Below are 12,262 nucleotides of genomic sequence, written 5' to 3'. Positions count from 1 at the left end.
ACGGCGAGTCCAGCGGCTGGGCAGTGGGATTCAGGCGAGTGCGGACACCAGATCCCGGCACGCGGATTCACACCGGCGGGATACCGCCGCGCAGATACGGCAGTGGGCGTGTGCGTCGCTGTGGTGCCCGCATTCTTCAGCACAGCTCCGACAGGCGGTGGCCCAGCTTTCGAGGACCATACGGGTGAGGTTGGCGTCGTAACCGGTGTGCCGCGACAGGCCGCCGTCGCCGTACTTTCCGTGAGTAGAGCGAAACGGTGGGTCCCTCACCGTCTGCGACCGGCGCGGTCGGCGTGTTCGCGGTTGTTCCGTATCGCCTGTCGGGCAGCGGAGAGGACGCATCCGGCGACGCATCGCAAGACTGCCCGGGTCGCCGGATGGCCGATGATGCGGTTTGCTGCTTGTGTCATCGATACTCCTCGCGGTTGCCGGTGGATCGCATGGCGGAATGTGTCCGTACATACGACCGGCAACAGCTGGTCCCCGCGGCTTGTCGGAAGGCCGCGGAAGTCGCATGGGGTCTACTTCTTTTCGCAGATCAAGAGGTGGAATTCGACTGCGCCCTCGTCGGTGAGCCGCTCCTCACGGACGACGGTCAAACCTGCCGTTTCGAGGTGGCCGGTGATTTCGTCGATCGGGCGAAGCCGGAACCGGTTTTCGGTGAAGGGCATCCGCGCCATCGCCGTCGGGTCGCCGACACCGAGCGCCAAGCGCCCCGTGGGGCGCAGGACACGGGCGACCTCGGTGAATGCTGTCGTGAGGTCCTCGATGAAGTACACGGTGTTGGTGCTGACCACTGCGTCCACCGTGGCAGTGGAGAGCGGGAGATCGTGCATGGCGGCAGTGTGCAGGGTCAGCCGGCCGGTGCCCAGGTCGTCACGGTAGCGGCGCCGAGCCTGCTCGATCATCGTCGGTGCAACTTCTACGCCGTGCACTGTGCCGGTGTCCCCGACTCGGTCCAGCAGTAGCCCGAGCCCGACTCCGCCACCGAAGCCGATATCGACAGCGGTGGCTCCCGGGGCCGGGTCGGCTGCCGCGACGGCAGCGCCCACGGTCGCACGGTTACCGCGGTTGAGGATCCGGCCGACCAGGCGCCCGATCAGACCGTCGGGGCGTCCGAGCTGGGTACCTATCAGATCCCACAGACGTTCTGGTACCGGCATTTTCACAACACGTCACCTCACTAGTCGGGCGGAGAGGGCCGATCGAACAATGCGCGCGGCCCGGGCAGAGCGTCGGTTCGAGTTTTATTTCAGCAGCCCGGCGGGAACTCCATTCCCGGTTCTGCCACCCCCGCTTCCGTCTTCTTCTGCTGGGTTGAGTCGATGCCGGTCCTCCGTTGCCCCGAGCGCGGGTCTCGGGGCAACCGAAGTGGGCCGGGCGAGCGGCGGGATTACTGTGCGGTGGACCGGAAGCGGCGCAACCGCAGGCTGTTACTGACCACGAACACCGAGGAGAACGCCATCGCGGCCCCGGCCAGCATCGGGTTGAGCAGGCCCGCCATGGCCAGTGGGATCGCGGCCACGTTGTAGGCGAACGCCCAGAACAAGTTGCCCTTGATCGTGCCCAGCGTACGGCGGGCCAGACGGATGGCGTCGACGGCGGCCCGTAAGTCCCCGCGCACCAGTGTCAGGTCGCTGGCCTCGATAGCGACGTCGGTACCGGTGCCCATGGCCAGACCGAGATCGGCCTGAGCGAGTGCGGCAGCGTCGTTGACGCCGTCACCGACCATCGCCACGACCTTGCCTTCGGCCTGCAACCGCTCCACGACAGCGACCTTGTCCTGCGGCAGGACCTCCGCGATCACCTCATCGATCCCGACCTGAGCGGCGATCGTGCGGGCGGCGGCTTCGTTGTCGCCGGTCAGCATGATCGGAGTCAGACCGAGCGCCCGCAGCTGCGATACCGCCTCGGCGGAAGTAGGTTTCACCGCGTCGGCGACGACCAGCACTCCGCGGGCTGCGCCGTCCCAGCCGACCGCGACCGCAGTCTTTCCCTCCGCTTCCGCGGCACGCATCGCCCGCTCGAGTTCGGCGTCCAAGTGCAGTGACCAGTCCTCCAGTAACCGGGTCCGGCCGACCACCACCGCGCGCCCGTCCACAACTCCTTGCACGCCGAGCCCGGCCATATTGGCGAAGCCTTCGACCGATGCCGGCTCACCCACCCGGTCGCGGGCGCCCTTGGCGATGGCCTGGGCGATCGGGTGTTCCGAGGAGTCCTCCAGGGCCCCGGCCAGCGCCAGCACCTGATCGGCGGACTCGCCGTCGGCGACGACGACATCGAGCAGCGTCATCTTCCCGGTGGTGACGGTGCCGGTCTTGTCCAGGACCACGGTATCCACCCGCCGGGTCGATTCCAGCACCTCCGGGCCCTTGATCAGCACACCGAGCTGGGCGCCGCGACCGGTACCGACCATCAATGCGGTCGGGGTGGCCAAGCCCAGGGCGCACGGGCAGGCGATGATCAGCACGGCTACCGCAGCGGTGAACGCCGCGGCGATCGAGCCGCCGGTGCCGAGCCAGAATCCGAGTGTCGCGACCGCGAGCGCGATGACGATCGGCACGAAGATCCCGGAGATCCGGTCGGCCAGCCGCTGCGCCTGCGCCTTGCCGGTTTGGGCATCCTCGACGAGTTTCGCCATCTGCGCCAGCTGGGTATCGGACCCGATCCGGCTGGCCCGCACGACGATCCGGCCACCCACATTGACAGTGGCGCCGACCACCGCGTCGTCGACGCCGACCTCGACCGGCACAGATTCCCCGGTGAGCATGGACGCGTCGACCGCCGAGGAGCCCTCGACCACCACGCCGTCGGTGGCGATCTTCTCCCCCGGGCGCACCACGAATCGGTCACCGACGGTGAGTGCGTCGACCGGGATGCGTTCCTCGCGGCCGTCGCGCAGCACCGACACCTCTTTGGCCCCGAGTTCGAGCAGCGCGCGCAGCGCCGCGCCGGCCCGCCGTTTGGACCGGGCCTCGAAGAAGCGCCCGGCCAGGATGAATGTGGTGACCCCGGCCGCCGCTTCGAGGTAGATGCTGCCGGTGCCGTCCATCCGGGCGATGGTGAACTCGAACGGGTGCGTCATCCCCGGAGTGCCCGCCGTACCCCAGAACAGGGCATACAGAGACCAGCCGAACGCGGCCAGCGTGCCGATGGACACCAGGGTGTCCATCGTGGCCGCGCCGTGGCGCAGGTTGGTCCAAGCCGCCCGGTGGAACGGCAGCGCGCCCCAGATCACCACCGGCGCGGCCAGGGTGAGTGACAGCCATTGCCAGTTGGTGAACTGCAAGGCCGGGACCATCGCCATGGCGATCACCGGCACGGTCAGTACCAGCGAGACCAGCAGCCTGGTCCGCAGCGCGGCCGTCGGATCCGGTTCGGCGGACTCCGCAGTTTCGGCGGAAGCCGGGGGGCGTGGTAGGGCAGCGGTGTAGCCGGCCTCCTCGACGACGCTGATCAGTTCCTCGGGCGCGATATCGCCGGTGTAGTCCACACGCGCCTTCTCGGTCGCGTAGTTGACGGTGGCGGTGACGCCGTCGAGTTTGTTGAGTTTCTTCTCGATGCGGTTGGCGCAGGAGGCGCAGGTCATGCCACCGATCACCAGTTCGACCTGCCCGGTGGGCGATGGTTTCGTCGCGGTGGTCATGGGGTGCTCCGTTCTGTGGTGCTCGAACTCAGAGGTTCAAGGGGTGCCTGTCGTGCAGGCGTCCCCCAGGGATGGAGTCGGTGGGTAACGGCAAGCTCGGGATGGTTGCGGGTGGTCAGTGGCCGTGGCCGGGTTGTTCGCCGACTTGCGCCGGAGGCGTCTCGGCACCCGGGTTGCTCTGTGTGACCCGGACTGTGAATTCCGCGGTGCGGACCGTGCCCTTGTGCTGGAAATCGAGGAACAGCCGGTAGTCGCCACTGGTGGGGGCGGTGAGGGAGAAGGTGATTCCGGGTCCCGCCGGTGTGCTGCCGTCACCGGGTTCCCCCTCGGGGTGCACGTGCAGGTAGGCGAGGTCCGCCGCCCGCAGAGCGACCAGGTGCCCGTAGGCGCCGAGGTAGGGCTGCAGGTCGGTGACCGGGCGGCCGTTACGGCTGACCGACAGCGTCACCTTCGACGCCTGGCCGGGGATGACAGCGCCGTCGAGGGTCACGGTGTAGCCGTCGACCGCCACAGCGGTCTCCGGCGCCGGCAGCACTTTGGCGTCGTAGTTGCCCGGCACCCGCAGATCCGCGCCCAAGGTCAGGTTCTCCCCGCCTTCCGGTGTGAAGTCGGCGAAGAGTCGATAGTCACCGGCACGCGACAGATCCAGCGGCACGCGCCAGGTTCCGCTGGCATCCCTGCGTGGATGCACGTGCTGGAAAGCAGCCATGTCGCGGCGGACCACGATCAGGTGCAGGTCCTTGTCATGGCTGCGCTCATACCGGGTGACCGGCAGCCCAGCAGCGTCGAGAATGCGGAAACCGACCGCAACCTCGGCCCCGGGGCGGACTCGCGGGGTATCCAGTTGCAGTGTGTAGCCGCGCTCACTGACGAGCAGACCACCAGGTAGCTGGTCGGGGCTGGGCCCGCTGGAGGCGGCGGGCCCAGCCGGGTGCGTGTCGTGGTCGGCGGGTGCATCGGGAGTGGGGCCGATGGCCGCACCGAGGACGACAGCGATCCCGAAGATCGCCGCGAGCCCGAGCGCGAAGCCGGCGAACTTGCTGGGCGTGTTCATCGGGATGCTCCTTGCTGTCGTGTCGTAGTTCGAGTGGATGGGTCAGTCGGCCAGCCGGTAGCCGGCCTCGTCGACGGCGGCTGCGATCGCATCACGCTCCACGGGAGCAGAACTTCCGATCGTGACCAGCCCACTGGCGAGCTCGACATCGACGGAGGTGACGCCGTCGATCCGGCCGACTTCCTCGCGGACCGAGGAGACGCAATGACCGCAGGTCATGCCGGTGACCGTGACGGTGGTGGTTGCGCTGCTCATCTGGTTCTCCTTGGTGTTGTGGCGACTTCGCGCCGCGGAACGAAACCTACAATACCCCCCGGGGGTATCAAGTCAAGAGGTTGCGGCAACCCGGTCGCTGAAACCACCACACAGGGCCACCGGCGAGTTCGGGGCCCGCGGCCGTGTCGACTCCACCGGTTGCATACCCCACAGGGGTACGGTAAGGGTTGAAGTGTTCCTCCCGCAGCCCGGCAACGACGATTCCGGATGGGCACGCGGGTCCTCACCAGATCGACAGGAAACGAAATGAGCACCTCGATCATCACCGTCGCGGGAATGACCTGCGGCGGTTGCGCTTCAAAAGTCCGGACCGAGCTCGGCGCCCTGGACGGCGTCTCCCGGGTCGACGCGGACCCTGCTACCGGCCGAGTCACCGTCGAATCAAGCCAGGAAGTCGACCCCGACGCCGTCAAGAACGCTGTGGAAACCGCCGGCTACCGAGTAGTCACCTGACTTCGCGGACCACATCGGAACGTGGCGCACACCCGGTTCATCGGCGCGCCGACCGATTCGTCTCCGGCCGGCGCGCCGAGCCCGGCCGGAGATGGGCACCCTTCCCACGGTCGGTGCCATCGGTGGCTCTGGTCACAGGAAGGCGAGGCAGGATGGATGTGACGGGTAGGTTGTTTCGCGACCGTTGCAGTGTTGCTTCGCCGATGTGGCCCTCGCCGAGAGAACAATGGGTGACGAGAGGAGGTGGTGCAGGTGGCCAGGATGTCCGAATACACCGATATGCAGCGTAAACGCATAGACGAGGGTCGATACTTCGAGGCCGGTGCACCATCTCCGGCAACCGAGGCGTTGCCACATGGCAGCCGTTCCCTGGATCCGAGTGGTCCGCGGTGAACATTTCCGCTCGCCTGCGACGCACATCGCTGGGACTGCTGATGGCGGTGCTGCTGGTTGCCCCACTGATCGACTGCACCCTGCACGGGCAAGACGAGCACACCCATCCCCCCGTCGTGGCAGCCGTCGAGGCCGTTTTCCCCTCGCACACCCATTCCCCGCACGCAATGAGCGGGGGACTCATCGACCACTGTGATCAGCACATGATCCAATGCGTCGAGAAGTCGCTGCTGCCCTCCAGCGGAGCGACGATTTCGCCGTTGCTGTGGCTGGCGTTTCTCGCCGCGACCGCAGTAGGCGCCATCGCCCTGATTTTCACCGGCACACGTGAAATCCGCGGCCCTCCCATCACCGCACTACCCGTGTCGAACGGACGAGACATACTCACGAATTTCTGTATCTCCCGACGCTGATCGGTCAGCGCCAGGCCGCGACCCGTTATGTCGTCGGCCGGTGTTCGCTGCCTGCTCACCGTCTACACCGCCCGGCGCGGCGGTTCGGATACAGAAAGCGACAATCATGAATAACGTCGTATTCGGCAAACCCGCCGAAGCAGCCGCTGGAGTGCTCACCCCACCGGCCCCGGTACGGGAATCCAGTTCACTGGTCGGCAACACCCCGGTCCTGTGGGTGAGCGCGCCCTTGGCGCCGGCCGACCGCGGATTCTGGGCGAAACTGGAAGGCTTCAATCCCGGCGGGATGAAGGACCGGCCCGCGCTGCACATGGTCGAACGCGCAAAACAACGCGGAGACCTCGCACCCGGGGCCCGCATCATCGAATCCACCAGCGGCACCCTCGGCCTCGGTTTGGCGCTGGCCGGCGCGGTGTACCACCATCCCGTCACCGTCGTCACCGATCCCGGCCTCGAACCGATCGTGGCACGCATGCTCGTCTCCTACGGCGCCCGCGTCGACATGGTGACCGAACCCCATCCCAGCGGCGGCTGGCAACAAGCACGCCGCGACCGCGTCACCGAACTCATGGCGGCAGAGCCCGGAGCCTGGTGCCCCGACCAGTACACCAACCCCGACAACGTCGACGGATACGAATCCCTCGGCCTGGAGCTGCAGCACCAGCTCGGAGATATCGACGTGCTGGTGTGCGCGGTCGGCACCGGCGGCCACTCCGCCGGTGTGGCGCGAGTGCTGCGCCGATTCAACCCAGAACTGCAGCTGATCGGCGTCGACACGGTCGCCTCCACGATCTTCGGCCAGCCCGCCGGCCCGCGGCTGATGCGCGGACTGGGATCCAGCATCTTCCCCCGCAACGTCGACTACCCGGCGTTCCACGAAGTGCACTGGGTAGCACCCGCCGAAGCAGTGTGGGCGTGCCGCGCGCTGGCCGGGACACACTATGCGACCGGCGGCTGGAGCGTCGGAGCCGTGGCGCTGGTCACCGGGTGGGCCGCACGCACACTGCCGGAAGACACACGAATCGCCGCGGTGTTCCCCGACGGCCCCCAGCGCTACTTCGACACCATCTACAACGACGACTACTGCCGCGAACACGGCCTGCTCGACACCGCGCCGCCGATCGAACCAGCCGTTATCAGCCATCCAGGCGAACGCGCAGTGGACTCGTGGACCCGCTGCACCACCATCGTCGACCCGCACACCGGAGAGCGGACAGGAGAGGGCGCATCGTGACCGCACTGAGGAGCTTCCGCAGCTTCGACCTCGCCGCACGGCTGTTGATGATCAACCAGTTCGGCATCAACCTCGGCTTCTACATGCTGATGCCCTACCTCGCCGGCTACCTTGCCGGACCGCTGGGCTTGGCGGCCTGGGCGGTCGGTCTCGTACTCGGGGTACGAAACTTTTCCCAGCAGGGCATGTTCCTCATCGGCGGGACCCTTGCCGACCGGCTCGGCTACAAACCCTTGATCGTCGCGGGCTGTCTGCTGCGCACCGGCGGCTTCGCCATGCTCGTATTCACCACGTCACTGCCCGGGCTACTCATCGCTTCCGCCGCAACCGGCTTCGCCGGCGCACTGTTCAACCCCGCGGTACGCGCCTATCTGGCCGCCGACACCGGCGAACGCCGCGTCGAAGCCTTCGCGGTATTCAACATCTTCTACCAAGCCGGGATCCTGGCCGGGCCCCTGGTCGGTCTGGCATTGATGTTCCTCGACTTCCGCGTGACCGCTGCGGCCGCGGCCGTCGTATTCGCAGCCCTGACCGTGGCACAGCTGGCCGCCCTGCCGGCTCGGCGCGAGCAGAAGCCCGCCGAACAGACCTCGATCCTGCAGGACTGGCGGGCGGTGGCGGCCAACCGCCGGTTCCTGCTGTTCTCGCTGACGATGATCGGCTCGTATGTGCTGTCGTTCCAGGTGTATCTGGCCTTACCGCTGCAGGCCGAATACCTCGCCGGCGCGCAATCACAAGTGCTCGTCTCGGCGCTGTTCGTGGTCTCCGGTGTGGTCGCCGTGGCCGGGCAGCTGCGCATCACCGGGTGGTTCAAGGCGCGCTGGGGAACCGGACGCAGCCTCGCGGTGGGTATGGCGATACTGGCCGCGGCGTTCCTGCCGCTGCTCGTGATACCCGGGCCCGGACGATTCGGTACCGGCGCCGCGGTCGTCGCGTTACTCCTGTCCACAGCTGTCCTGGCTGTCGGGACCGCCGCAGTGTTCCCCTTCGAAATGGACACCGTTGTCTCGCTTGCGGACGGAAGACTGGTGGCGACTCACTACGGCTTCTACAACACAATCGTCGGTGTCGGCATCCTGGCCGGCAACCTCGCCACCGGCGCGGTGGTCGGCGCCGCCCGAGATGCCGGCGCGGACTGGGCGGTGTGGGCCGGGCTCGCCCTCATCGGAGCACTGTCGGCATTCGCGCTCCATCGGCTCGATCGATCGCACACGGAACAGACGGCCACCCATCCTTCACAGGAGCTCTCCGACCGTCAGGACCGCGAACCAGCGCAGGGTTCTTCACGCTGAACCCGGTCACCCACTCCAAGGTGATGGAAGTGGCACCGCAATTTCATGACGGGCCGCTCGCCCTGAACCCCTTAGACCGAGCCGCCCGCAACAGCTCGATGCCCATGACGCCGCCTCGGCCGCACACCGCGCTGCGACTATCACGTCCGCCGCGGAAACCCCACCGAGGCAGCGGCTCTCGCACCGACCCAACCCATACCACCCGACCGAACCGACCCCGAAAGGAGGTATACCGATGAATCCGCTGCAAATGATCTGCGATTGGATGTGCCGCGCTATGGGCAACTGCCCGATGATGTGACGCCCGGCCGGGGTGGCGCCGGCCACCGTGCAGGCACCACCCCGGGCCGGATAATGGTCAGCAAGGATCGCTGCCGTGGTCAGCGGCCTCACTCCTGTACGGCGAGCCGGTGTCTTCAGCTCGGTGTGATGTTGGCGGCGCTGATCATTCGGAGCAGTCGCGGCCGGCGCGCTGCACCGCCTCAACCGATCACAGACCAGCGGTCAGTCGACCAGGAATGCCGACGTACGGTCAGTCCAGGTCTTGATATCGGCGACCGAGGTCGAGATATGCAGGGTCGCGTTCGGGAGCAACTCACGCAACTTTTCAGCGGTCGATACCGGGTGCAACGGGTCGGTGTCCCACGCCAAGATCAATGTCGGGTGGGTGAGTGTGGCGATCTCGGCCGGATCCGGTAGATCTGAGCGCCCTACGCCTCGCAGTATCGGCGCGAGCAACTCGTCGGGGACGTCGGGAGTGAACCCGAACTCGGGGTAGTCGGCGAAGATCGGGAGCGGTTCGCCCTCGGCCCACCGGTCCAGCCACGCCGCCGGCCCATCGGAATCGATGGCCTCGGCCGCGTCGGTATACCAATTACGCGCCTGCTGAGGGCCAGTTTCCCAGGCAACCGGCGGGATCATCAGCACAAGGCGGCGAAACCGCTGCGGCGCGGCGATCGCAGAACGCAGTGCTACATCGGCGCCCAACGACGAACCCACGAAGTCCATCGGTTCGTCGATGCCGACTGCATCCAGTAATCCGAGCAGGTCACGGCTGAAATTTTCGAACAGATAATCCTCGGCTCGCGGGCGCCCGCTCGACCGTCCGTGGCCGCGCTGATCGTAGGTAAGCAGCCGACGACCATCGGCCACCGCCTCGATATCGAACAACTTCAGCCCGCGCACGCCCGCACGGCTGAGCAGCACTCCGTGCGCATACCCGAGGGGCCGCCCGGCTCCAGTGATCCGGTAGGCGATCCGCCCTCCGTCACGTTCGAAGTAACTGTCTTGCAGCGGCATCGGCGACATCCTCAAGTTTAGGGTTACGGGGTAAGGGTATAGCACCACGCGAGCGGATGATGGGGTTCGGGAACATTGACGAGAAGCGTCACGCTGAGGAGTTACCGCAGATCCTGGATCGGTGAGACGGCGCGATGGTGCTGCTCATGATCATGGCGGTCGGTGTGAGGGTGGTGGGCGTGGCCCGGGCTGTGCATGCGCATCCGCGAGAGTGGCTTCGGCCGAGACACCCCAGTCGAATCGCTGCCCCGTATGTTCTGAGCCTCACTTCCCTTGACGAGAAGGAGGCGGATTACTCGTCTTCGGCGATGCTCTTCATCGCCTTCCATCCGTGGGTGACGCCGCCGCCGGCGCGCAGGGCGGCGGCGACCATGACCGCTTCGGCGACATCGGCCTTGGAAGCGCCGGCCCTGACGGCGCGCTTGGCGTGGTCCTCGATGCAGAACGGGCACTGCGTGGTCACCGCGACGCCGACCGCGATCAGCTCCCGGGTGGCCAGATCCAGATTCCCGGTGTTCTTGCTGAACACGGCCTTGTCGAATCCGAAGAAGGCCGAGACCATCTCCGGTGCTGCTTCCTTGATGTCGGCCATGAACTTCGCTTCGTCGTTGTGCGAGTGCATCGTTGGTCCTTTGCTTGTTTTCGTTGGTCGAGCTCAGGTGTGGAAGCTCATGATGAGAGGGCCCGGGCAGGCGAGGGGTGTTCAGTGCATGGTGTCGGCAGACCTGCCCGTGGGCATCGGCTCTTTTGTGTTGCCACGGAGGAACAACACAGCGACCACGGCGGCGGTCAGCAGCATCGCGAACGCCACCAACAATGCACCGCTGTAGCCGTCGGTGAGGGCGGCGGGTTCGGGCTCGGCGGAACCGCTGGTGACGGTGGCGGCGACACCGGCGAGGACCGCGATACCGAGCGCGACACCGATCTGCTGCGCGGAATTGAGCAGCGCTGAGGCGATTCCGGCTTTGTCGCTGTCGACGTGGTAGACCGCCGCCTGGGTCAGCGCCATCACCCCGAGACCGAACCCGAGTGCCGACATCAGCATCGCCGGTGCCAGATGCAACCAGTAGCCGCTGGTCGTGGTGATCGTGGAGAACCACAGCGCCGCGAGCGCACTGAGAATGGCGCCCGCGCCGGCGACGAGGCGCGGGGTGAGGCTCAGCAGCAGTTTCGGAGCCAGGCCCGCACCGAGGATGATGCCGACCGCGAACGGTAGCCACGCCAGACCGGTCATGATCGGCGAATAGTCACGTACCCGCTGCAGGTAGAGCGTCAGCACATACAGCGACCCCATCGGTCCCACCGCCAGCAGCAGCATGGTGAGGTAGGCGCCGGTGCGGTTGCGGTCGCGGAACAGGCTCAGCGGGACGAGAGGGTTGCGGCTGCGTGCCTGGGTGAGCACGAAACCTGTCAGGACAGCGACGGCCACGCCCGCGGCGATCAGTGCGATCGGGTCGGTGAAGCCGTCTTCGCCGAAGCGGGTGATCGCGTAGACGAGGGCGAACGTGCCTGCCGTACCGAGCACGGCGCCGAGGGTGCCGAGTTGTCCGCGGTGCGGCTGCGGGGCGACCAGGGTGCGGGTCCCCAGCAGCACGAGCAGCCCGATGGGGATATTGATGAAGAAGACCCAGCGCCACCCGAGGGTGCCGGTCAGCACGCCGCCGGCCAGCAGGCCGATCACGATGCCCAGACCCGACATCGCGCCATAGAGCGATAACGCGGTGTCGCGCAGCTTGCGCTCGGCGAAGGTCGTGGTGATCAGGGCGAGCACGTTGGGGGCGATGAGCGCCGCACCCAGCCCTTGCAGCCCGCGCGCCCCGATCAGCATGCCCGCGGTCTGCCCCAGACCACCGGCGAGCGAGGCGACCACGAAGATGATCAAACCGACCTGCACGGTGCGGCGCCGTCCCCACAGGTCCCCGATGCGGCCACCGAGCATCAGCAACGCACCGAACGCCAGGATGTAGGCATTCACCACCCACGACAGATGCACCGCGCGTACGTCCAGTTCCCGCTGGATGCTGGGCAGCGCCACGTTCACCACCGAGTCGTCGAGCACCAGCATCAACTGAGCCGTCGCGATGGTGAACAAGGAAGCCACCGCCGCGGGTGACGTCTTGCCGCCCTTGTCCGCCGCGGTGCCGACTACCTCGGTCATGTTCACATCTCCTCATCATGGGATACCCCCGTAAGGTATCGAGC

11 protein-coding genes and 1 pseudogene are annotated in these 12,262 nt (G+C 66.9%); 4 read left to right on the top strand and 8 right to left on the bottom strand.

Annotated elements, in window-relative coordinates; all coding sequences use genetic code 11:
• Nucleotides 1-30 precede the first annotated feature (30 nt).
• From ACYR7D_RS11855 to ACYR7D_RS11835, 5 genes and pseudogenes are all read right to left on the bottom strand, one after another.
• A pseudogene (locus tag ACYR7D_RS11855) lies at nt 31-219 on the bottom strand (four-helix bundle copper-binding protein); the annotation flags it as partial.
• A gap of 302 nt (nt 220-521) precedes the next feature.
• Entirely contained in the window at nt 522-1,163 is a 642-nt protein-coding gene (locus tag ACYR7D_RS11850) for a class I SAM-dependent methyltransferase (RefSeq protein WP_040793590.1), read from the bottom strand.
• 230 nt (nt 1,164-1,393) lie between these two features.
• The gene (locus tag ACYR7D_RS11845; protein ID WP_040793551.1) at nt 1,394-3,646 is read right to left on the bottom strand and encodes a heavy metal translocating P-type ATPase; all 2,253 of its coding nucleotides are present in this window, start codon (nt 3,644-3,646) and stop codon (nt 1,394-1,396) included.
• Nucleotides 3,647-3,761: 115 nt separating this feature from the next.
• A complete protein-coding gene (locus tag ACYR7D_RS11840; protein WP_040793552.1) occupies nt 3,762-4,700 on the bottom strand; it encodes a hypothetical protein in 939 nt (312 codons plus the stop codon).
• Nucleotides 4,701-4,742: 42 nt separating this feature from the next.
• On the bottom strand, nt 4,743-4,955 hold the full coding sequence (locus ACYR7D_RS11835) for a heavy-metal-associated domain-containing protein (protein WP_040793553.1): 213 nt from the start codon (nt 4,953-4,955) through the stop codon (nt 4,743-4,745).
• 267 nt (nt 4,956-5,222) lie between these two features.
• Here ACYR7D_RS11835 and ACYR7D_RS11830 point away from each other — a divergent pair, with 267 nt between their 5' ends.
• The 4 genes from ACYR7D_RS11830 (at nt 5,223) to ACYR7D_RS11815 (ending at nt 8,761) form a co-directional block, all read left to right on the top strand.
• Complete coding sequence (locus ACYR7D_RS11830) at nt 5,223-5,429, top strand: heavy-metal-associated domain-containing protein (RefSeq protein ID WP_040793554.1); 207 nt, start codon at nt 5,223-5,225, stop codon at nt 5,427-5,429.
• 389 nt (nt 5,430-5,818) lie between these two features.
• Entirely contained in the window at nt 5,819-6,235 is a 417-nt protein-coding gene (gene lpqS / locus ACYR7D_RS11825; protein WP_051133675.1) for a putative copper homeostasis (lipo)protein LpqS, read from the top strand.
• A gap of 106 nt (nt 6,236-6,341) precedes the next feature.
• Entirely contained in the window at nt 6,342-7,469 is a 1,128-nt protein-coding gene (locus ACYR7D_RS11820; RefSeq protein WP_040793555.1) for a PLP-dependent cysteine synthase family protein, read from the top strand.
• A 47-nt stretch (nt 7,470-7,516) separates the two neighbouring features.
• Entirely contained in the window at nt 7,517-8,761 is a 1,245-nt protein-coding gene (locus tag ACYR7D_RS11815) for an MFS transporter (RefSeq protein ID WP_083874790.1), read from the top strand.
• Nucleotides 8,762-9,265: 504 nt separating this feature from the next.
• On the opposite strand, the gene ACYR7D_RS11810 is transcribed toward ACYR7D_RS11815, so the two are convergent.
• From ACYR7D_RS11810 to ACYR7D_RS11800, 3 genes are all read right to left on the bottom strand, one after another.
• Complete coding sequence (locus tag ACYR7D_RS11810) at nt 9,266-10,108, bottom strand: alpha/beta fold hydrolase (RefSeq protein ID WP_280498725.1); 843 nt, start codon at nt 10,106-10,108, stop codon at nt 9,266-9,268.
• A gap of 244 nt (nt 10,109-10,352) precedes the next feature.
• Nucleotides 10,353-10,682 (bottom strand): carboxymuconolactone decarboxylase family protein, encoded by a 330-nt coding sequence (locus tag ACYR7D_RS11805; protein WP_040793556.1) that lies wholly within the window; start codon nt 10,680-10,682, stop codon nt 10,353-10,355.
• Between the two features lie 81 nt (nt 10,683-10,763).
• On the bottom strand, nt 10,764-12,218 hold the full coding sequence (locus tag ACYR7D_RS11800; RefSeq protein ID WP_083874791.1) for an MFS transporter: 1,455 nt from the start codon (nt 12,216-12,218) through the stop codon (nt 10,764-10,766).
• Nucleotides 12,219-12,262: the final 44 nt, after the last annotated feature.

It is taken from the genome of Nocardia sp. X0981, from assembly GCF_977089955.1.
The sequence above is the reverse complement of the archived record's forward strand: the minus strand, read 5'-3'. Positions and strand labels throughout refer to the sequence as shown.